Annotated in this window: 23 protein-coding genes; 12 read left to right on the top strand and 11 right to left on the bottom strand. The window is 65.1% G+C overall.

What is annotated here, in order from left to right; all coding sequences use genetic code 11:
- Positions 1 to 88: 88 nt before the first annotated feature.
- On the top strand, positions 89 to 766 hold the full coding sequence (locus AC0QDI_RS00115) for a 2,5-diamino-6-(ribosylamino)-4(3H)-pyrimidinone 5'-phosphate reductase (RefSeq protein ID WP_474664043.1): 678 nt from the start codon (positions 89 to 91) through the stop codon (positions 764 to 766).
- Positions 767 to 849: 83 nt separating this feature from the next.
- Here the strand turns inward: AC0QDI_RS00115 and AC0QDI_RS00110 are convergent, their stop codons facing one another.
- Entirely contained in the window at positions 850 to 1,620 is a 771-nt protein-coding gene (locus tag AC0QDI_RS00110; protein WP_474664041.1) for an enoyl-CoA hydratase/isomerase family protein, read from the bottom strand.
- Between the two features lie 114 nt (positions 1,621 to 1,734).
- Here AC0QDI_RS00110 and msrA point away from each other — a divergent pair, with 114 nt between their 5' ends.
- From msrA to AC0QDI_RS00090, 4 genes are all read left to right on the top strand, one after another.
- Positions 1,735 to 2,274 (top strand): peptide-methionine (S)-S-oxide reductase MsrA, encoded by a 540-nt coding sequence (msrA, locus tag AC0QDI_RS00105; protein ID WP_474664039.1) that lies wholly within the window; start codon positions 1,735 to 1,737, stop codon positions 2,272 to 2,274.
- A 112-nt stretch (positions 2,275 to 2,386) separates the two neighbouring features.
- Positions 2,387 to 3,406, top strand: coding sequence for a hypothetical protein (locus tag AC0QDI_RS00100; RefSeq protein ID WP_474664037.1), 1,020 nt, complete (start codon positions 2,387 to 2,389; stop codon positions 3,404 to 3,406).
- Positions 3,407 to 3,546: 140 nt separating this feature from the next.
- Positions 3,547 to 3,972: a CBS domain-containing protein gene (locus AC0QDI_RS00095; protein WP_474664035.1), complete on the top strand. Its 426-nt coding sequence runs from the start codon at positions 3,547 to 3,549 to the stop codon at positions 3,970 to 3,972.
- A gap of 150 nt (positions 3,973 to 4,122) precedes the next feature.
- On the top strand, positions 4,123 to 5,343 hold the full coding sequence (locus tag AC0QDI_RS00090; RefSeq protein ID WP_474664033.1) for an FAD-dependent oxidoreductase: 1,221 nt from the start codon (positions 4,123 to 4,125) through the stop codon (positions 5,341 to 5,343).
- A gap of 78 nt (positions 5,344 to 5,421) precedes the next feature.
- Here the strand turns inward: AC0QDI_RS00090 and AC0QDI_RS00085 are convergent, their stop codons facing one another.
- Entirely contained in the window at positions 5,422 to 5,781 is a 360-nt protein-coding gene (locus AC0QDI_RS00085; protein ID WP_474664031.1) for a helix-turn-helix domain-containing protein, read from the bottom strand.
- A 114-nt stretch (positions 5,782 to 5,895) separates the two neighbouring features.
- On the opposite strand from AC0QDI_RS00085, the gene AC0QDI_RS00080 reads away from it, so the two are divergent.
- The 4 genes from AC0QDI_RS00080 (at position 5,896) to AC0QDI_RS00065 (ending at position 8,331) form a co-directional block, all read left to right on the top strand.
- Positions 5,896 to 6,585, top strand: a complete 690-nt coding sequence (locus tag AC0QDI_RS00080; RefSeq protein WP_474664029.1) for a cob(I)yrinic acid a,c-diamide adenosyltransferase — start codon at positions 5,896 to 5,898, stop codon at positions 6,583 to 6,585.
- 91 nt (positions 6,586 to 6,676) lie between these two features.
- Positions 6,677 to 6,955, top strand: a complete 279-nt coding sequence (locus AC0QDI_RS00075) for an acylphosphatase (protein WP_474664027.1) — start codon at positions 6,677 to 6,679, stop codon at positions 6,953 to 6,955.
- Between the two features lie 12 nt (positions 6,956 to 6,967).
- A complete protein-coding gene (locus AC0QDI_RS00070) occupies positions 6,968 to 8,083 on the top strand; it encodes an MBL fold metallo-hydrolase (RefSeq protein ID WP_474664025.1) in 1,116 nt (371 codons plus the stop codon).
- Complete coding sequence (locus AC0QDI_RS00065) at positions 8,083 to 8,331, top strand: hypothetical protein (RefSeq protein WP_474664023.1); 249 nt, start codon at positions 8,083 to 8,085, stop codon at positions 8,329 to 8,331. Before AC0QDI_RS00070 ends, AC0QDI_RS00065 begins: the two co-directional genes overlap by 1 nt.
- Before the next feature lie 72 nt (positions 8,332 to 8,403).
- Here AC0QDI_RS00065 and AC0QDI_RS00060 read toward each other — a convergent pair whose 3' ends face one another.
- Positions 8,404 to 9,333: a DNA-3-methyladenine glycosylase family protein gene (locus AC0QDI_RS00060; protein ID WP_474664021.1), complete on the bottom strand. Its 930-nt coding sequence runs from the start codon at positions 9,331 to 9,333 to the stop codon at positions 8,404 to 8,406.
- A 145-nt stretch (positions 9,334 to 9,478) separates the two neighbouring features.
- Between AC0QDI_RS00060 and AC0QDI_RS00055 the strand changes: the two genes are divergently transcribed.
- Positions 9,479 to 9,949 carry a DUF555 domain-containing protein gene (locus tag AC0QDI_RS00055; RefSeq protein WP_474664019.1) on the top strand — a complete coding sequence of 157 codons (471 nt, stop codon included), beginning with the start codon at positions 9,479 to 9,481 and terminating at the stop codon, positions 9,947 to 9,949.
- Positions 9,950 to 10,098: 149 nt separating this feature from the next.
- Here AC0QDI_RS00055 and AC0QDI_RS00050 read toward each other — a convergent pair whose 3' ends face one another.
- From AC0QDI_RS00050 to AC0QDI_RS00020, 7 genes are all read right to left on the bottom strand, one after another.
- Positions 10,099 to 10,338: a UPF0058 family protein gene (locus tag AC0QDI_RS00050; protein WP_474664017.1), complete on the bottom strand. Its 240-nt coding sequence runs from the start codon at positions 10,336 to 10,338 to the stop codon at positions 10,099 to 10,101.
- A 261-nt stretch (positions 10,339 to 10,599) separates the two neighbouring features.
- A complete protein-coding gene (locus tag AC0QDI_RS00045) occupies positions 10,600 to 10,779 on the bottom strand; it encodes a DUF7836 family putative zinc-binding protein (RefSeq protein WP_098726156.1) in 180 nt (59 codons plus the stop codon).
- Between the two features lie 127 nt (positions 10,780 to 10,906).
- Positions 10,907 to 11,890 carry a transcription initiation factor IIB gene (locus AC0QDI_RS00040; protein WP_474664015.1) on the bottom strand — a complete coding sequence of 328 codons (984 nt, stop codon included), beginning with the start codon at positions 11,888 to 11,890 and terminating at the stop codon, positions 10,907 to 10,909.
- A 216-nt stretch (positions 11,891 to 12,106) separates the two neighbouring features.
- The gene (locus AC0QDI_RS00035) at positions 12,107 to 12,394 is read right to left on the bottom strand and encodes a DUF357 domain-containing protein (protein ID WP_474664013.1); all 288 of its coding nucleotides are present in this window, start codon (positions 12,392 to 12,394) and stop codon (positions 12,107 to 12,109) included.
- Positions 12,395 to 12,489: 95 nt separating this feature from the next.
- The gene (locus AC0QDI_RS00030; RefSeq protein WP_474665630.1) at positions 12,490 to 14,463 is read right to left on the bottom strand and encodes a DUF7282 domain-containing protein; all 1,974 of its coding nucleotides are present in this window, start codon (positions 14,461 to 14,463) and stop codon (positions 12,490 to 12,492) included.
- 434 nt (positions 14,464 to 14,897) lie between these two features.
- Positions 14,898 to 15,209 carry a DUF8036 family membrane protein gene (locus AC0QDI_RS00025; RefSeq protein ID WP_474664011.1) on the bottom strand — a complete coding sequence of 104 codons (312 nt, stop codon included), beginning with the start codon at positions 15,207 to 15,209 and terminating at the stop codon, positions 14,898 to 14,900.
- Between the two features lie 55 nt (positions 15,210 to 15,264).
- Positions 15,265 to 15,540, bottom strand: a complete 276-nt coding sequence (locus tag AC0QDI_RS00020) for an ArsR/SmtB family transcription factor (RefSeq protein WP_474664009.1) — start codon at positions 15,538 to 15,540, stop codon at positions 15,265 to 15,267.
- Positions 15,541 to 15,764: 224 nt separating this feature from the next.
- On the opposite strand from AC0QDI_RS00020, the gene AC0QDI_RS00015 reads away from it, so the two are divergent.
- Together AC0QDI_RS00015 and AC0QDI_RS00010 are read left to right on the top strand one after the other, a co-directional pair.
- On the top strand, positions 15,765 to 17,081 hold the full coding sequence (locus AC0QDI_RS00015) for a DUF389 domain-containing protein (protein ID WP_474664007.1): 1,317 nt from the start codon (positions 15,765 to 15,767) through the stop codon (positions 17,079 to 17,081).
- Between the two features lie 57 nt (positions 17,082 to 17,138).
- Positions 17,139 to 18,464, top strand: a complete 1,326-nt coding sequence (locus AC0QDI_RS00010; protein ID WP_474664005.1) for an FAD-dependent oxidoreductase — start codon at positions 17,139 to 17,141, stop codon at positions 18,462 to 18,464.
- A 462-nt stretch (positions 18,465 to 18,926) separates the two neighbouring features.
- Here the strand turns inward: AC0QDI_RS00010 and AC0QDI_RS00005 are convergent.
- On the bottom strand, positions 18,927 to 20,110 hold a 1,184-nt coding region (locus AC0QDI_RS00005; RefSeq protein ID WP_474664003.1), incomplete at its 5' end, for a BGTF surface domain-containing protein.

Raw genomic sequence — 20,110 nt, 5'->3', positions numbered from 1 at the left:
ACGAGACCGTAAATTTTCGGCCCAGAGAGCGTCGAAACGGAGTCCCGAGATCGGGGGATTTCTTTACGCCTGCCGCCACAGCACGGGTATGGACGTCATCGTCAACGCCGCCGCGAGCGCGGACGGCAAGCTCTCCTCGCGCCGACGCGAACAGATCGCGATCAGCGGCGCGGACGACTTCGCGCGCGTCGACCGGCTGCGAGCCGAGAGCGACGCCGTCGCGGTCGGCGTCGGAACCGTCCTCGCGGACGATCCGCACCTGACCGTCAAAGACGACGAGCTGCGGGCGCAGCGCCGCGAGGACGGCCGGCCGGCAAACCCCGCGCGGGTCGTCGTCGACTCGAGCGGGCGAACCCCGACTGACGCGGCGATCCTCGACGACGCGGCGACGACCTACGTCTGTCTGAGCGAGGACGCGCCCGTCGATCGCCGCGCGGCCCTCGCCGACCGCGCCGAGTTGCTCACGGCGGGCGACGAGCGAGTCGACCTCCTCCGCGCGTTCGCGACGCTCCAGGAGCAGGGCCTCGAGCGGATCATGGTCGAAGGCGGCGGCGAACTCATCTTCTCGCTGTTCGAGGTCGGGTTAGTCGACGAGCTACGGGTGTTCGTCGGCCCGACGGTCATCGGCGGCCGCGACGCCCCGACGCTGGCCGACGGCGAGGGGTTCGTCGCCGACTTTCCGACGCTCGAGCTCGCGGACGTCGACCGGCTCGACGAGGGCGTCGTGCTGACCTGGCGAGTCGACGAACGCTATAGTAGCCACTGAAAGTCAATGCACGCCTGACCGCACGACAGCGTTGCGATCAGTGTGTAAATCGTTTCAGTGGCTACTATAGAGAGAGACTCGAGTCACTCGAACTCCGGTTCGCGATCCTCGACGAACGCCGCCATTCCCTCGCGCTGATCGTGCGTGCCGAAGAGGCTCGCGAAGGCGCGTTTCTCGTACGCGAGCCCGCTCTCCTGAGAGCCCTCGAGTCCCCGATTGATGGCCCCTTTGGCGGTTCGCATGGCGAACGCCGGCTGTGCGGCGAGTCGGGTGGCCAGTTCTCCGACGACGTTGTCGAGGTCGTCGTCGGGAACGACCTCGCCGAACAGACCCGCCTCCGCCGCGGACTCGGCGTCGAGCCGTTCGCCGAGGAAGATCATTCGGCGCGCGGTCTCGTCGCCGACCAGCCGCGGCAGCCGCTGGGTAGCTCCCCAGCCCGGAATGATACCGAGGTCGATCTCGGTGTTGCCGATCAGCGCCGATTCGGCCGCGACCCGCAGGTCGCAGGCCAGGGCCATCTCGCAGCCGCCGCCGAACGCGTAGCCGTTGACCGCGGCGACCGTCGGCGCGGGAAACGCCTCGAGCGCGTCGGCCACGTCGTGACCGAGTTCGCCCCACTCCTGGGCGGCTTCGGCGGAGAGATCCCGCATGTATTTGATGTCCGCGCCGGCGATGAACGCGTCGCCGGCACCCGTCAGGACGAGAACGCGCGCGTCCTCGTCCGCGGCCGTTTCGAGGGCCTCGCCCATCGCCTCGAGCGTTTCGACGTTCAACGCGTTGAGCGCGTCGGGGCGGTCGACCGTGAGCGTCGCGATGTCTCCGTCCCACTCGAGTCGGACTGTGTCCCAGGACATACCGCGGCGTTCGACTGCCACCGGCATATCGTTTCGCACGGCGGAAGCGATCGACCGCTGCCCGCGACCGCGGTCCCCGTCACACCTTTCCTCGTTCGCACCCTACTGGAGGGTATGGAACGAGCCACGTTCGGCGGCGGGTGCTTCTGGTGTACGGAAGCGGCGATGAAGGAACTCGAGGGCGTCGAGTCTGTCACGTCCGGCTACGCAGGCGGACACGCCGAGGATCCGTCGTACCGCGAGGTCTGCTCCGGAAACACCGGCCACGCGGAGGTCGTGCAGGTGGAGTACGATCCCGACGTAATCGGGTACGACGAACTGCTCGAGGTGTTCTTCGCCACCCACGATCCGACGCAGCTGAACAAACAGGGGCCCGACGTCGGAACACAGTACCGCTCCATCGTGCTCTCTCACGACGAGGACCAGCGGAGACAGGCCGACGCCTACATCGAGGCGCTCGACGAGGAGTACGACGACGACGTGGTGACCGAACTCGAGTCCCTCGAGACGTTCTATCGCGCCGAGGAGAAGCATCAGGACTACTTCGAGAAAAATCCCAACGACGCCTACTGTACGATGCACGCGGCTCCGAAAGTCGAAAAGGTCCGCGAGAAGTTCGAACGGAAGACGAAATCGGCGGGCGAAGCGCGATAACGCGCGCGCCGCGGGCCCTGTCGAGTTATCCGAGCACGCTGCTGTCGAGTTCTCACGAGCAGCCGACCACCCCGGCGTTATTTGAGACTTTTTCGCAACGTCTAGCGTACGAATGCCGTTCACGAAATACTCGCTACGGAGCGTCCGCAGGGGGGTCCGAAACCCGGAACTCGTCTGGACGGAGCTCTGCAAGTACCTCTGGTCGGCCCACCGGACCGTCTTCGAACTCCGTCACGGGAGCGGCATCGATATCATGGCCGAAGACTGGGACACGCTCATCGTCCTCGACGCCTGCCGGTACGACGCCTTCGCCGCGCGGAATCGAATCGACGGGACCCTCGAGTCCCGGCTGTCCGCCGGCTCGAGCAGCCCGGGGTGGATCGACGCGAACTTCGCGGGGAAACAGCACCACGACACCGTCTACGTGAGCGGGAACGCCTTCACGGCCGATATCGGAGACGACGTGTTTCACGCGATCTATCCGGTACCGCCGGAACCGGTCGCGGAGTCGTCGGCCGTCGACGCGAGCGACGTCCTGAATCCCGAGGTGTTGGAAGACAGTTACGCGATCGATCCGGAAACGGTCGTCGAGCGAGCGCTCGAGGCCCACGAGAAACACCCGAACAAGCGATTGATCGTCCATTTCCTCCAGCCCCACGTCCCGCTCATCGGACGGACCGGCCTCGAGATCTACCAGCGGATCGCCGCCGAGGGCGACCTCGCGTCGCTTTCGCGCGGCGGCCGGGGCGATCGCTTCGGCGCGTTGAACGTCCAACTGTACGAGATAATCGAGAACGAGGAATTCGATATCGACGTCGCCGATCTGCGTCGCGCGTACGTGGAGAACCTCGAGATCGTCCTTCCGTTCGTCGACCGATTGATTCGAGAACTGGACGGGAAGGCCGTCGTCTCGGCCGATCACGGCGAACTGCTCGGCGAACGGCTGCTCCCCTTCACGAGCCGAAAGTACGGCCACTTCGAGTACCTGGCGGCGGAGCAGTTACGACGAGTGCCGTGGCACGTCGTCGACGCGGACGATCGCCGACGGATCGTCGCGGAGGCGCCGATCGAGTCCGCGCGAATGGACGAGGAAGAGGTGACGGAGAAACTCCGAGTGCTGGGCTACCGGTGAGGAGAGCCGTTTCGTCGGATTTCGAGGGCGGTCCGACGGCGTCGAGTGCGGATCTGAGGCCCGATTCCGAATCTTCCGTCATCCGTTTCGTGTGAAAGGAGTCGTTTGAATAGCGGTCGGGAAGTCGTTCGAACCGAATTATGTCCGTCGGCAAACTCGGTCCCCAAGACGTCGTTACGACGAGTCCAGACAGCGAACTCGAGGAGATCGCGGAGGCGCTCGAGGAGGAGAACGTCGGTTCGATCGTCGTCACCGAAAACGACGAACCGGTCGGGATGATCACCGACCGCGACGCGGCGCTGGCGATCCCCGACTACGACGACGTCGGGTCGGTATCGGTCGACGAGGTGATGACCGAAAACCCGGTCACGGTCCACGAGAACGATGATCCGGTCACGATCTCGGAGGCGATCCGGGACAACAACGTCCGCCGCTTCCCGGTCGTCGACGACGACGGCGAACTGGCGGGCATCGCGACGCTGGACGACCTGGTCGCGACGATCGGCGAGGAACTCGAGAACGTCGCGGACACGATCGAGGCGCAGTCGCCCGACTATAGCCCGTAACGCCGGCGTCGTCGATTCTCGAGTCGCCACCCGTCGAACCCGATGTCGACCCGTCGTTCCCCTTCTTCGTACGCGTCCGGTCCGTCGCAACCGAGCCCGCCGTCCCTCGAACAGTGAAAGGTACGTCCGTTCGGGGCCCGTCGTTCGACTATGGACGATCGAACGGACGTTCTCGTCATCGGAGGCGGTGCGACCGGAACGGGAATCGCCAGAGACCTGGCGCTGCGAAGCGTCGACGTCACGCTCGCCGAGCGAGGTGGCCTGTCGTCGGGCACCTCGGGGCGGTCGCACGGCCTGCTCCACAGCGGCGCTCGCTACGCCGAGGCCGACGGGCCGGAGGCGCGAGCGTGCCTCGAGGAGAACCGCATCCTCCGGGACATCGCCGGCGACTGTCTCCGGGACACGGGAGGGCTGTTCGTGCAACTGTCCAACGACGATCCGACCTACTTCGACGCGAAGTGCGACGCCTGCGAAGACGTCGGGATTTCGACCGACGTGATCGACGGCGAGAGCGCCCGCGAGGCGGTTCCGACCCTCGCCGCGGATGTCGAACGGGCCATGCGGGTCCCGGACGCGGTCGTCGCTCCCTCCCGGCTAGTCGCCGCCAACGCGGCCGACGCCAGCGAGCACGGCGCTCGAGTCCGCACGCACGCACCGGTCACGTCGATGACCGTCGAGGACGACCGGGTGACGGCCGTCACGCTCGGCGGCGACGCCGGCGACACGCTCCGGCCGCGATACGTCGTGAACGCGACCGGTCCCCACGCGGGCCGCGTCGCCGATATGGCCGGCGTCTCCGTCTCGATGCGACCGACCCGCGGCGTCATGGTCTCGGTCGAATACGACGGCCTCGAGCCGGTAGTGAATCGCTGCCGCGAGCCCGACGACGGGGACATCGTCGTCCCCCACGACGGCGAGGCCGTCCTCGGGACGACGAGCGTACCGGTCGACGATCCGGACGACTACGAGCGGGCCGACTGGGAGATCGAACGGACGGTCGAGGAGTGCGCGGCGATGCTCCCGTCGGTCGCCGAGAGCGAGCGTGTTCGAACGTGGTGGGGCGTCCGCCCGCTGTACGAACCCGACGAGGCCGCTCGCGGCGGTCGCGGCATCTCGAGAGGGTTCCACCTGCTCGAGCACGCCGACGAGGGCGTCGAAAACTGCTGTAGCGTCGTCGGCGGGAAGCTGACGACCTACCGCCGGATGGCCGAGGCGACCGCCGATCTCGTCTGCGACCGGCTCGGGGTCGACGCCGACTGTGAGACCGCGGAGTGTCGGCTACCGGGCGCATCGGATCCCGCACGGCTCGACGAGTTCGTCCGCCGGTTCGACGGGCAGGGACCGACGGACGAGGACCTCGTCGACCGATAGGGGGATCGCGTTCACGGTCGGGAAGCCGAGACGCCGGTCCCGAGGATCCCGGAGAGCGGAGCGCACGAAGCGGCGCGTTCAGAACTCTCGTTTCGCGTCGGACCAGATATCCAGCTCGGCCGCCCGATCGATATCGGCGCGCAACTCGTTGTCGTCGTCGAGTCCGATCGAGATCCGGTCCAGGTTGGCGACGTACCGTGACCGCTGATGGCCGCCGTGACGGACGCCGACGGTCTCCGTGACCAGTCCGGCCTCGGTCAGGGCGTCGAGTTTGCGATACGTCGTCGAGAGCGGACGGTCCGTCGCCTCGGCGATGTCGGGGACGGTCATCGGCTCCTCGAGCACCGCGATGATCTCCCGACAGGACCCGTCGTCGAGCGCGGCGATCACGCGCTCGAAGGCGGGGGCATCGTCGGACGACGAGAACTCGAGAGACATTGGCTGACCGCAGGTTAGGAGCGAGCCCTCAAGACACGTTTGATTAGGGGTGTCACGCTATCGACACGCGCCGAGTGGACCAACTACATGTACGCTCGGTTCGACCGATCGCGTATGAGCGACGACCGAAGATCGGACTCACCGATCGACAACACGCCGGGACAGGGACGGACGCCGGAAGCCGAGCGGATCGAGCCGGCCGCACCCGAGGAGTTCGGCCTCGTCCAGGTCTGGTGGGGCGACGGGAAGGGGAAGACGACCGCGACGCTCGGCATGGGAGTGCGCGCCGCGGGCCACGGCTACCGCGTTCACATGCTCCAGTTCATGAAGGGCGGGGCCTCGAGCGTCGACGCGGTGCGCGGCGAGTACAACGCGATCGCCGCACTTCCCGGGCTGAGCTACGAGAACCTCGGCCACTACGGCTGGCACGGGATGGCTGACGGCAGCGACGAGGCGGACCACGCTGCCGAAGCGCAGGCCGGCCTCGAGCGCGCCCGCGAGCTACTCGAGGCGGCGGGAGCGGCCGACCGCGACGAACCGATCGATCTCGACGCGGAGCCGGAAGCGGGCGTCCACATGCTGATCCTCGACGAAATCCTCTACGCCGCGGATCGCGGGCTGCTCTCCGAATCGGACGTACACGAGCTCATCGACGCGAAGCCGGACGGCCTCGAACTCGTGCTGTCGGGCAGCCACTCCGAGCCGTCGTATCTGGCGGATCGCGCCGACCTGATCACGAACGTCCGAAAGGAGAAACACCCGATCGACGACGGGCAGCGGGCGCGACGCGGCACAGAGTTCTGAACGGAATCGGCAGTCGTCGAGTGCTGCCGTGACGGTCGCCCGCGACTCGAGCGGACTCGGATTTTTGGCGGTTGCGGTCGATGCCTCGCATATGACGGACCGAACCCGCGCACACGTCTTCGTCTCGGGGAAGGTACAGGGCGTTTACTACCGGGCGAACACCCGCGATACGGCCCGCGACGAGGGCGTCGACGGCTGGGTTCGAAACCTCGAGGACGGTCGCGTCGAGGCGGTCTTCGAGGGCTCCGAAGCCGCGGTCGAATCGATGATCGAGTGGTGTCACGAGGGTAGTCCCGCGGCCGATGTCGAGCGCGTCGAGGCCGACTACGAGGACCCTCAGGGGGAAGACGGGTTCGAGATTCGCTACTGAGGTGTCCGAGAGATGACCGTCGAGGGAACCGGGCGACGAAGCGACAACGGGACGGTTCTCGAGCCCCAAGCCAATCCAGTGACCGTACGGCATCGAGACGGCATTCACTTCGAGAGCGAGGACGGCGAGGCGCGCGTCGTCGCCGACGCCCGCAGCGCCGTCGGGGGAGTCAACGTGGTGAGCCACGCCCACGCCGATCACACGTTCCGGACGGCGCCGGAGACGATCGTCTGTTCGGTCGAAACGGCGGCGATCGCCGAGGCCAGAACCGGCTCCCGCTTTGCGTTCGCCGAGCGCGCGCCCGGTATCGAACTCGTCCCGGCCGGCCACGTCGTCGGCTCCCGCGCAGCGATTATCGACCTCGAGGCCGCCGCCGGAGCGGACGGAGGCAGCCACCGGAACGCGGCCGACGCCCCGCAGCGCTACTGCTACACCGGCGACTTCTCGACGCGAGACCGGTGCTACCTCGAGGGGTTCGACCCGTACGCGGTCGACGCGGACGCGCTCGTCATGGAGACCACCTACGGGCTGCCGACGTACCGGTTCCCGCCGCAGGAACGTCTCGAGGCCGAGATTGCAGATTGGCTCCGCGATACCGACGACCGGCCGTGCTTCCTGTTCGGCTACTCGCTCGGTCGCTCCCAGAAACTGCAGTGGATCGCCCGCGAGGCGACCGGCGACGACGGCCGCGAGATTCTGGTTTCCGAGTCGATTCGCGACGTGAATCGGGCCATCGAAACGGCGACAGACGGTGACCTCGAGTTCCCGGGCGAGCGCTACGACTCGCTGCGCGGGCTGACCGACGAGATCGTGATCCTCCCCTCGAACCACGCTCGATCCGACTGGGTCGAGACGGCCGTCGACCGCGAAGGCGGAGTGAAAGCCGGCTTCTCCGGGTGGGCCGTCGACGACTCCTTCCTGTACCGGGGGAACTACGACGTCACCTTCCCGCTGACCGACCATTGCGACTTCGACGAACTCGTCGCGACGGTTCGAGCGATCGACCCCGAGGTCGTCTACACCAATCACGGCTTCGACGAGGCGTTCGCCGATCACCTCGCGACCGAACACGGGTATCGGGCGCGGCCGCTGAAACGAGACCAGACCACGCTCGAGGAGTTCTGCTAATGGGTATCATCGACCGCTTCGAGGAGGAGTATCTCGCCGTCTCGAGTAGCCGTGCGTCGGTTCGGGAGTTGCTCGAGTTGCTCGTCGGTGCGGTGCTGTTCGTCGTCGGTGCGAGCGCGCTGACGTACTACCTGCTCGACGAACGGGTCGCGGTCTGGGTCGCCGGAGGGCTCGTCGTCATCTTCGCGATCACGCTCGTTTCGCAGGCCTACTGGGCCGTGACCGGCCGCGAGGACTACGAGGAGTAGTCGGCGACCCCGTGCTCGGCGCTCACTCTCAAACGATTGCGCCGAGTACCTCGTTCGGCGATGAGGACCCGCTCACGCGCCGGTTCGGAGATGATGAAAGACGTAGGTCTGGGCGTACCCCGCGTACTCGCCCCCGAGCCGTTCGCGAAGGGCCCGCGAGGTCTCGACGTAGGTCCCGCGGTCGCAGTCGGGATAGTACTCCTCGACCGCCGACTTGAGCCAGGTGTCGAGCGGGACCGCCTCGTCGAAGTCCAGCGAGAAGAGGAGCACGCAGTCGGCCACCTTGTCGCCGACGCCGACGAACCGCGTCAGGTACTCCCGCGCGTCCTCGTACGGAAGGTCCCGCGCCTCGGCCGGGTGCCCATCGCCGGTCGCGACCATCTCGGCGGTCCGGACGACGTAGGGAGCGCGGTATCCCAGCCCGAGCTCTCGAAGTTCGGCTTCGGTCGCGGTCGCGAGCTGTTCCGGCGTCGGAAACGCGTGATACGTCTCGCCGTCGAAATCGATCTCGTCGCCGTACTCGCGGGCCAGCGTCGAGACCATCGTGTGAATCCGTCCGACGCGCATCTGGGCCGAGCAGATAAACGAGATCAGACAGCCGAAGGGCGGATCCGCGACGAGTCGCATTCCGCGGTGGGCCTCGTACGCCTCGCGGAGCAGCGGATCGTCCGGTCCGGCCGCGACGATCGCCTCGAGGTCGTCGTCCAGGCGCAATAACCGGCGCACGGCCGGTTCGGCGTCGGTCGTCGACTGCCACTCGAGGGCGCCGTCGCGGACCCGGACGCGGATCACGTCACCGGCGGAGCCGGTGGCGGCGTCCGCGTTGCCGGGTGCGGAATCGGAACTGCCGACGACCGTCGAGTACCACGCGCCGGGTGCCGGCGCGTCGGTGTACATCTCACCGTCGTCGCGCCGCCAGAGGTAGCTCTGGCCGCTCTCGAGGGTCCGGTACAGATCGAGTCCGCCGGCGAGTTCGTCGAGTGGGATCGTCCCCGTTTCCATTCGATCGCGACTTGGGTCCCGCGGGCCCTTTGCCTTTCGAACGACGCTCGGGCCGTCCCGGTCGGAGATCCGCGCCCGCCAGCCGCGCGGCGATAGTCCCGTCGTGGGGCGAACCTTCTTACTGGAGGCGATGCAATGTGTGCGTATGGATTGCAGGGTTGTGGTCGAAGCTGCCGTGCCGGTCTTCGACGTCGAAACGGCGGACGAGGCGATTCGTATCGCCATCTCGAAGACGGGTGAGATGTTGAACCCTGACCTGAACTACGTCGAGATCAACATGGGCGAGCGCACCTCGCCGTCGGGAGAGGAGCTCCCCCCCGCGTTTATCGCGGCCGACGAAGCGCTCGTCGCGCTCGAGTTGGAGATGACCGTCTTCAACGTCGAGCGCGAGGAGCACGCCTCTCGGATCGCACGAAAGGAAATCGGCCAGCTCCTCGAGAACATCCCGCTCGAGGTCTTGCACATCGAGGTTCTGGAAGACGACGAGGACGCGGACGAACCGGCCGACGACGAGTCGACGGCCGCGGATTCGGCCGGCGACGCCGACGAGGACGACACCACCGAGGACGACGCGGACGACGAGATCCTCCCCGAGTTCGAGGACCTGGTCGAGTAACGAGTACACCCGCCGCTCGGTCCCCGTTTAGTACCGAATCGGTCATCGACAGCTTCCCACGTCACCGGTGAGGAACGCCTCGAGCAGCGATCGCTGCGTCGAGTCTTGCCAGTCGACGGTATCGATGGTCGAAGGATACGACGAGAATCTCAGTCCGCAGTTGCGGCGACGGCTTCTTCCTGCTCACCTTCCTGCATGTTCATCGTGATTCCCCCAGCGAGCGCAAAAACGGCGGCTTTATGATCTGTTTTCGATTTGTGGATCGATGTCGGTCGAATCCCCTTGGCTTCGTACTCGCCGAGATCGATTTCACAGTTATCCCACTCTGCACACTGATTGGATACCTCCGCGAGAAGGCCGTGAAGGTGAATGAGCTCCTGCTTCTTCATACCATCCTCTCCTACCCACTGCAGGGTTATATTATTATCTTGAGTTGCGTTAACACGCGACCCGTGTCGGCCGACTGGTGTGTCATCGACGGAGACGATTCGAATGCGGAGCCTACGTGAGAGGACCGGATGACTGGCGCAGGGTATGCGGTTGTTTACGGTCGTAACAGCGTCTTTCGATATAGTTTCTGAGAGGCTACAGACGAACGGTAGCGGGTGCCTACATCCGGCCCCCAGAAGCGAAAATGCAGTTCGACCGCGCTATCCGAGCTGTTTCAACGTCTGGAGATCGCGATCCGTCCGCATGAATTCGGCAGTACGATGAGAGGCGTGACAGTTCGGACAGTGAAACATTTCGGCTGGCGTCGGGAGTTCGTCCGGAGAAACCTGCCAGTCTTTCGTACATTCGGGACACAACAGCTGGACGGTCGTTTTATCCATGCTACACATGTTCACACGAGGGATCAAAAACGTTGTCGCAGTCTCGATCGATCGAACGCACCACCCGCGTCGGTACGACGCGACAGATGACAGCCGTTAACCGGCGGTTCGGTCGTCGGTTTCGGGTTTACGCGGGTGCGGCCGTGTCCGACGCCTCGAGCAGTTCCTTGTAGCGGTTCCGGATGGTGACTTCGGAGATGCTGGCGACCTCGCTGACCTCGTTCTGGGTGACCTTCTCGTTGGTCAACAGGGCGGCGGCGTACACCGAGGCGGCCGCGAGACCGACCGGCGACTTGCCGCTGTGGACGCCCTCCTGCCGAGCCGACTCGAGCAGCTCCCGGGCCATCCGCTCGGTCTCGTCGGAGAGATCGAGATCGCTGACGAACCGGGGGACGTAGTGTTCGGGATCGGCCGGCTTGACCTCGAGGCCGAGTTCCCGAATGATGTAGCGGTAGGTGCGGGTCAGTTCCATCTTCTCGACGCGGGAGACGGCCGAGATCTCGTCGAGGCTCCGCGGCGTGCCGGCCTGGCGGGCGGACGCGTACAGCGACGCCGTCGCGACGCCCTCGATCGAGCGCCCCGGAAGCAGGTCCTCCTCGAGCGCGCGGCGGTAGATGACGCTGGCGGTTTCGCGGACGTTCTCCGGCAGGCCGAGCGCGCTCGCCATCCGGTCGATCTCGCCCAGGGCCTGCTTCAGGTTTCGCTCCTTGGAGTCTCGGGTGCGGAATCGCTCGTTCCAGGTGCGCAGGCGCTGCATCTTCTGGCGCTGGCGGCTCGAGAGCGCGCGGCCGTAGGCGTCCTTGTCCTGCCAGCCGATGTTCGTCGAGAGTCCCTGATCGTGCATCATGTTCGTCGTCGGCGCGCCGACGCGGGACTTCTCGTCTTTCTCGCTGGCATCGAACGCGCGCCATTCGGGGCCGCGGTCGATCTCGTCTTCCTCGACGACGAGGCCGCAGTCCGTACAGACGGTCTCGGCGTGCTCGTCGTCCGAGACGAGTCTGCCGCCACACTCCGGGCAGTGTTCCTGCTCGTCCGATACCGCCGTGGTTTCCTCCTCGTCGGTTTCGGGCTCCCGTTCGTTCGTATAGGTTCGAATGTTCGTATCTGTCATGGTGTATCGGGTGGGTTACTCAAGGCTCCCGGGTGGGGTAACCAGAAGAAACCCGGTCGCCTCAGCTAACATAGGGTAAGGCCGTAAAGCATATAAAGGTTTCGCCTACTTTATAAACTGATCGTAATTACTGTTATATATGTTCCGGTTACATAGTGATTAATCGTTTGAAATAGCAGGGCCACGATTCAGGTCCCGGGCGTCGGGCGGATTCCGCTACTCGACGGTGAAGAGGTGGCCCTCCGTCGGCACGTCGAACAGGCCGACGCGGGCCCCCGCATCGAGCCACGCGTGCCCGTAGGAAAACGACGCCAGCGCGTTGACGAGATCCCCCTGCTCCCGGAAGTGGTTCCCGTCCTCGAGATACGAGGACGCCATCTCCTCGCAGTCGGCGGCCGCTTCCGCCATCGGGGTTCCCTCGGGCGGCGCGATCGACGCGGCCTCGAGCGCCTCCGCGAGCAACTCGCCGTAGCGGTCCGTTTTCTCCTCGAGATCGGCAGCCATGGTCGATCCTCGTCGCTCGAGCCCGTAAGTGCGTCGTCTCGATCGATCGCGATCAAAACGGTGGCCGGTCGCCGATCGAATCGCTCGGGTCCGTTTCAGTCGGTGCGTCGAGCGATTCCCGCTGCGGCGAGCAGGGCGACGAGCGCCGCGGCGATACCGAAGCCGGGAACGCTGTCGTCGTCCGTCTCGTTGCCATCCGTTTCCCCGTCCATCGACTGCTCGTCGTCCGCTCCGCCCGCGTCCTCACCGTCGACCGTCACGCTCGCTGCGGACATGACTGGCCCGGTAGCAGCCGCGTAGGGGCCGTCGGCTGCACCCTCGCTCTCGAGGAAGTCGTACGTCTCGTCGTCGTTCGTGTCCAGATGCGCCATGGCAAAAACGTCGTCGTCAGCCGTCATCGGCTCGTCGAGGGTAATTTCGACGTTCTCGTGCGTGCCGGGGCCGAGGTAGGCGCTCGTGCCGCGGATGCTCTCGAAGACCGCACCGTCCGCGATGGTGCTGTCGTGAATCGTCACGAACCCGCCGTCGTGGAGCGTCACGGAGTCGACGGTGATCGTCTCACCGTCGCTTTGCTGGTCGCTCGCGTCGACGGTCGCCGGAACGGTCAGCTTGGCCGCGTCCACAACGGCGTCACCGTTCGCGGTGTACGGGCCGTCTTCTTCCCCTTCGCTGGCGGGGAAATCGTACTTGCTGTTGTCGTTCGTATCCTGATGCGCCATCGGAACGACCGTCTGGCTGGCCGTCAAGCACTCGTCGAGCGTGATCTCGACGTTCTCGTGCGTGCCGGCTTCGAGATACGCGCTCGTGCCGACGACGCTACCGAAGACGTCTCCTGCGAAGAGGCTCGCGTCGTGAACGGTCACGAAGCCGCCCTCCGCGAGGTCGACGCGGTCGATCGTCACGGTGTAGCCGTCGGACACCTGCGCCGAGGCGGAGACGGCGGCCGATACCGTCACCTCGCCGCCGTCCATCACGATGTCGCCAGCAGCGGTGTACGGGCCGTCTTCTTCGCCCTCAGTCGCGGGGAAGTCGTACTTGTCGTTGTCGTTCGTATCCTGGTGTGCCATTCCGAACAGCGTGTCGTCCGCTGCGAGTTCGTCGTCGAGGTGGACGACGACGTCGCGGTGGAGCCCCGCCTCGAGGGACTCGCTCGTACCGCGGATGCTCTCGAAGACCGCGCCGTCCGCGAGCGTGCTGTCGTGCATCGTGACGAAGCCGCCCTCGGGGACGAAGACCTCGTCCACGACGACGGAGCTGCCACCGGACGACTGCGCGTCGAAGGAAACCGTTGCCTCCTCGCTCACCGTCACGTCAGTGGGGGCCATCACCGGGTCACCGTCGGCGTTGGCGTACGGACCGTCATCGGCTCCCTCGCTCGCGGGGAAGTCGTACGTCTCGTTGTCGTTCGTGTCACGGTGTGCCATCGGGTACACCGTCTCGTTGTCCGCAAGCGGGTCATCGAGGGTAACGCGGACGTTCTCGTGAACGCCGGCCTCGAGGTACGCGCTCGTGCCGCGGATGCTCTCGAAGACCGCACCGTCCGCGATGGTGCTGTCGTGGACCGTCACGAAACCACCCTCGGCGAGTTCGACGCGGTCGACGACGACGCTGTCGCCGGTCGTCGGCTGCTCGCTCATTTCGAGGTCGGCCGAGACGGTGACTTCGGCGCTTTCCATCACGACGTCTCCGTCGGCAGTGTAGGGCCCGTCAGCCTCGGCGTTGCTCGAGACGAACGAGTACACTCGATCGTCGTCGCTGTCCACGTGTGGCATCGCGAACAGCGTGTCGTCCTCGGAGAGCGGCTTCTCGAGTTCGACGGTAACGTCTTCGTGCGTGCCGGCCTCGAGATACGCGCTCGAGCCGACGACGCTACCGAGCGTCTCGCCGTCGCCGAGCGAGCTATCGTGGATCGTCACGAAGCCGCCCTCGGGGAGCGTCACTTCGTCGACGACGACGGTCGACCCGCCCGACGTCTGCGTATCGAAACTCACTGCCGCGTGGTCGTGTTCCTGTGCCGTCGCTGCCGACGCGTTCGCCGCGCCGGCTGCACCCGCCGTCCCGGCCAGCATCGCGCTGACCAAAACGATGGTTCCCATCAGTACTGCGCTGTATTGGCGCATGGCCCACACTGCCCGAGATACTTAAAAAAGGATTTTCCGAACTCGGACCGCACTCCCGTGGGAGTTCGACCGAACTCGGGCCCAAATTCGACCCGAAACCGTTCGTTCGACGATCGGTGTAACGGGTCGACGATCGATCGCCGCCGTCAGAACAGCGGTCTCTCAGCGTGTCACGACGAGCAGTGACTCCCAGCGTTCCCAGTCGCGGAAGGGGAAATTGACCGAAATCGAGACGCGGGGATTCGTCGCCGAACGATCACAGGGACGGGAGCCGAGAACGGATGCGTGAATACGGTTTGCTGTCCCGATCTACCGTCGCGACCGCAACCGGCCTGCGGTCGCGCCGGAACTGACTGACAGCAGACCGTCCGGGACCGGCGCCCTCAGTCGAGCGTGATCCACAGCAGGAAGGACAGGCCGGCCGTCTGAGCGACGTTGATAGCCATCTGGGTCTGCCAGACGATCATCGGAACCAGCGATTCGTCGTGCCACCACGCCGAGAGGGTTGGATCGATCAGGTAGTAGTAGAGCACGAGCCCGTTCTCGAGGAGCAAGAAGACGGCGAAGACGAGCAGGCCGAGCGTATGCTTCGATTTGAACGTGAGGTAGTTGCGGCCCCAGATGTAGCCGAGTCCGAGCAACAACACGACGTTGAGGGCAGTTGCGGCCTTCGCAACGACGATCCAGGTGCTCATCTATGCCTCCGTTCGAAACGGCGTGCGATATACTCTTTCCCAAATTCGTCCATAGTTACTCCACCTTCTCGATTATCTGTTCGACGGTCTCCCAGTGACGGCGCGTGCGGTCCGTCGGGAGGTAAATCGCGCCGTACTCCTCCCCGCTTTTGGTCAGGATGTCGTTCTCGAGGAGCACGTCGAGATGATGGCGGATCGTCTTGTAATCCAGCTCGAGCGACTCTGCGAGTTGATTCGCGTTTCGCGGTTGTTCGTCGAGCGCGTTGAGGATGCGTACGCGGTTCGTGCCGCCGCGAGTTCCGGTCAGCACGTACCACAGAGCCGCCTCCATTATGCGGCCTCTCTCACCGCACTCTCTTAAACTATCACGTCCGGGGACGCATAGCCGCGACCGGACTACCACGCTACCGGAAATTCATGCGACGCGTACCGATAGCTCGCGTCGACGCGACGGTCGGTTCGACCCCGATCGGCAATCGATACTCTGCGAAGCGTGGACTTCACGGCTTATTAACGGCCGCATAGGTATCACGCGATAGCACGTCTCCCTCGAGAGTGCGACTACTCCAGGTGTTCGTCCCGGACGGTACGCGGGACGAAGCGCTCCGGGTACTCGAAAGCGAAGACATCGATTACGTGTTGACCGCCGAGAGCAGTGGCCGGTCGGACGGCGATCTGGTCACGTTTCCGCTCCCGACCCAGGCCGTCGACCACGTGCTCACGTCGTTGCGCGAGGTCGGCATCGACGACGACTTCATCGTCGTCTCCTCGATCGAGACGGCTCGGACCCCCAAAATAGAGCAACTCGAGGACCGGTACGTTAACGGGGAAGAGGCGGACGACAGCATCGCTCGCGAAGAGATTCGAACGCGAGCGTTGAACATGACCCCCAGCCGTCTCACCTACTACGCGATGACGATCCTGAGCGCGATCGTCGCGACGGCGGGCCTGTTGCTCGACTCGCCCGCGATCGTCGTCGGGTCGATGGTCATCGCCCCGCAGGTCAGTGCGGCCCTCACCGGCACCGTCGGGCTCGTCCTCGACGACCGTGAGATGGTCCGCGGCGGACTGTCGTCGCTGGCGATCGGACTCGTCCTCGCGATCGTCAGCGCATTCGCGTTCGCCTGGCTCGTGCGCTTCAGCGGAGCCGTTCCCTCGACGATCGACATCACCGCCATCACGCAGGTTCAAAACCGGATCTCGCCGGGCCTACTCGCCCTCATCGTCGGGTTCTGTGCGGGGGCAGCGGGCGCGTTCGGCCTCGCGACGGCGATCCCCGTCTCGCTGGTCGGCGTGATGATCGCCGTGGCGCTGATCCCGGCCGCCGCCGCGGTCGGCATCGGGCTAGCGTGGGGCCATGCGACCGTCTCCCTCGGGGCCTTCGTTCTGGTCACTGTCAACGCCGCGTCGATCCTGCTGTCGGGGTTCGCCGTGTTCGTCTACCTCGGCTACCGACCGCTGAACTGGACGGCGGGAACGCTCCGCGGAAACGTCTCCCGGGACCGCGTCGGTACCCTCGCAGTCGTGGTGGTCCTCCTCCTGGTCGTTATCGCGGGTGCCGGGATCGTCCTCGGCCACCACGTCGCCTTCGACAACGAGGTGAACGACGAGGTCAGAACCGTCTTGAGCGACGACGAGTACGACGGACTCGAACTGGTCGAGGTACGGACCGAGTTCAACGACGGCGGCCTCGTTAGCGACGAGACGCGCGTCACGGTCGTCGTCCAGCGGCCCGCGGACCAACCCTATCCCACCCTCGCGGAATCGCTTCAGGCGGCGCTCGAGGACAGAACCGACCGCGAGATGACGGTCTCCGTCGAGTTCGTCGAGGGTGCAACGACGGCGGACGACGCCGCGGACCCGTCACAGTAAGCGGGAGCGATTGCTGAGAGCGCAAGCGGTTTAGGCACTCTATTCGAACCATGAGACATGAGCGACCAGCCACGCGTCGAGATCTATACCAAAACGGACTGCCCGTACTGCGAGAAGGCTAAAGACCTCTTCGACAGCAAGGGCGTCGAGTACGAGACGTACAACGTTTCCAACGACGACGATCTGTTCGAGGAGATGGTCGAGCGCGCTGACGGCCGCAAGACCGCCCCCGAAGTGTTCATCGACGACGAACTCATCGGCGGCTGGGACGACACCAGCGCGCTCAACGAGACCGGCGAACTCGATGAGAAGCTCGGGATAGCCGACGAGAGCAACGGCGAAATCGTCGAGCACCGCACGATGATCATCGCCGGGACCGGAATCGCCGGGCTGACCGCCGCGATCTACGCCGGCCGCTCGAACAACGAGCCGCTAGTCATCGAGGGCGACGAGCCCGGCGGCCAGCTCACCCTGACCACCGACGTCGCCAACTACCCCGGCTTCCCCGACGGCATCGGCGGCCCGGAGCTGGTCAACAACATGAAAGAGCAGGCCACGCAGTTCGGTGCCGAACTGAAAAACGGCATCATCGAGTCGATCGACGACTCGAGTCGCCCCTTCCGAGTCGAACTCGCGGACGGCGACGTCTACACCGCCGACGCCGTTATCGCCGCGTCGGGTGCCAGCGCCCGCACCCTCGGCGTCCCCGGCGAGGACGAACTGATGGGCTACGGGCTCTCGACGTGTGCGACCTGTGACGGCGCGTTCTTCCGCGGGGAGGACATGCTCGTCGTCGGCGGCGGCGACGCCGCCATGGAGGAGGCCACCTTCCTCACGAAGTTCGCCGACACCGTCTACATCGCCCACCGCCGCGAGGAGTTCCGCGCGGAGGACTACTGGATCGACCGGGTCCACGAGAAGGTCGACGACGGCGAGATCGAGATCATGAAAAACACCGAACTGACCGAGATCCACGGCTCGCGGGAAGGCGGCGTCGACCACGTCACGCTCGTCGAAAACGACAAGGGCCATCCCACCGACCGCCTCGAGGATCCTGAGACCGACGAGTTCGAGTTCGACGTCGGCGCGGTCTTCTTCGCCATCGGCCACACCCCCAACACCGACTACCTCGCAGACACCGGCGTCGAGATGGACGACGAGGGCTACCTCAAGACCAAAGGCGGCGAGGGCGGCGGGCAGACCGCGACCCACGTCGAGGGCATTTTCGGCGCCGGCGACGTCGTCGACTACCACTACCAGCAGGCCGTGACCGCGGCCGGGATGGGGTCGAAGGCCGCGCTGGACGCCGACGAGTATCTGGAAGACCTCGAGCGAGCCGACTCGAGCGTCGAGGAAGTGGAGCCGGCGGCCGCGGACGACTGAGGTTTCTCGAGCGGGAGAACGGCTCTCGGTTCTGTCACACCTGATTTTGGCTCTCGTTCGGCCGAACGGGGCATTCGATTCGCTCCAGACGAACTGCGTTCTCGAGTCCTCTCACCCGATACCATTGCACGCCGAGACGGAGCGATCGCTCGTCTTCGGGTTCGTCCGCTCGAGCGCTCGATCGCGTCAGTTCGAGCAGCGATCAGCGCTACCTCAGACGGACTCGCGTCGAGAGGAGTCGGAACTGCGCCTCATCGAACGCATCGTCGGCACCGGTTCGTGACTCGAGTCCAGTGTCTCGTCCCCCCGCAGAGCTACGCTTCGCATTGATACGAGTGCGTGTCCGAGCGGTGTCAGAGTTGGCTCGAGGAGGTCCGCACCAGTGGCTGTCGCTGGTCGGTGTAGCGTCCGATAAAAGAAACCGCGGAAATTAGGGCCGGCGGAGGCCGGTAGTTCGACAGTTTAGTTCTGGCGGCGGAGTGCCAGCATGGCAGCGCCGAGGAGTGCGACGAGAGCGACGCCGACACCGAAGCCGGGCGTGCCATCGTCGTCACCGTCGGAACCGTCGGATCCGTCACTACCGTCGGAGCCGTCGTCACCGTCGGAACCGTCGGATCCGTCACTACCGTCGGAACCGTCGGAGCCGTCAGATCCGTCACTACCGTCGGAACCGTCGGAGCCGTCGGAATCGCTGACGGTCAGCGTACCGGAGTCCGTGGCGTTACCAGCGTGGGCTTCCCAGCTGATGTTGCCTGCGGAGCTGGTGTCGAATTCGTCGTAGCTGGCTTCGAACGTGTCACCAGCTTCGACAGTGATCGATTCCTGCTGGACGGTCTCGCCGTCGACGTCGATGTGGAAGTCGACAGTACCTGCGGCGTCGCCGTCGTTGGAGACGGTCACGTCGAGCGTGGCGTCGTCGCCAACCATAACCTCAGAGGAAGAGAGTTCTCCCTCGACGGAGATGTCAGGCTGTGGTTCGGCTTCAGCAGGGACGATGATACCACTGGGTGCGTCCTCGGCGAGAGTGGTTCGAACACGAACTGTTTTGAGTTCGTCACCTTCGCTACGGTCGCTGAAGTCGAACGATTCGGAGATCATGCCGTCGTCTCCAACGGTGCCCTCTGCCTCGTAGACTTCCGTCTGGAAGCGGATGTAGTAGCTGCCGGTCGTGCCGGGCGCGACGTTCGTTTCTGCAGTGATCTCGGATTCTGCGCTGTTCGAGACCTGCAGTCGGTCGTCGTCGTTGTAGTTGCCGACCAGTTCGAGTGCGGGGGCTTCAACGTCGAAGTCAGTGTCGATGGTCTCTGGGTCTTCGTCGTTGTCGATGAAGTCGTTCCCGCTGTCGATCTTGAATTCGGCGTTCCACGCTTCGCCACCGTCAAACTGGCTGACGTCTGAGGTGTCGAAGATCACGTAGAACGATCCGGAATCAGCGTCTTCGTAGATCGTGTAGTTACTGGCACCAACATCGGAGAGGTTGAATCCTTCCGGATTGTCGAACGGACCAGTGTTCTGCCGCGTGTAGTTGAGCGAGAGGCCTTCGCTGGTGTCCAGTTCACCGTTACTGTCCTGCAGGTAGCCGTAAACACCAGTTGCGTCGACCTGCGTGATCAGGTAGTCGCCGTTTGCGACGTAGTCACGCTGGG

The sequence above is a fragment of the Natrinema sp. LJW11 genome (assembly GCF_056135975.1).
This window is presented reverse-complemented; position numbering and strand designations above follow the sequence as displayed.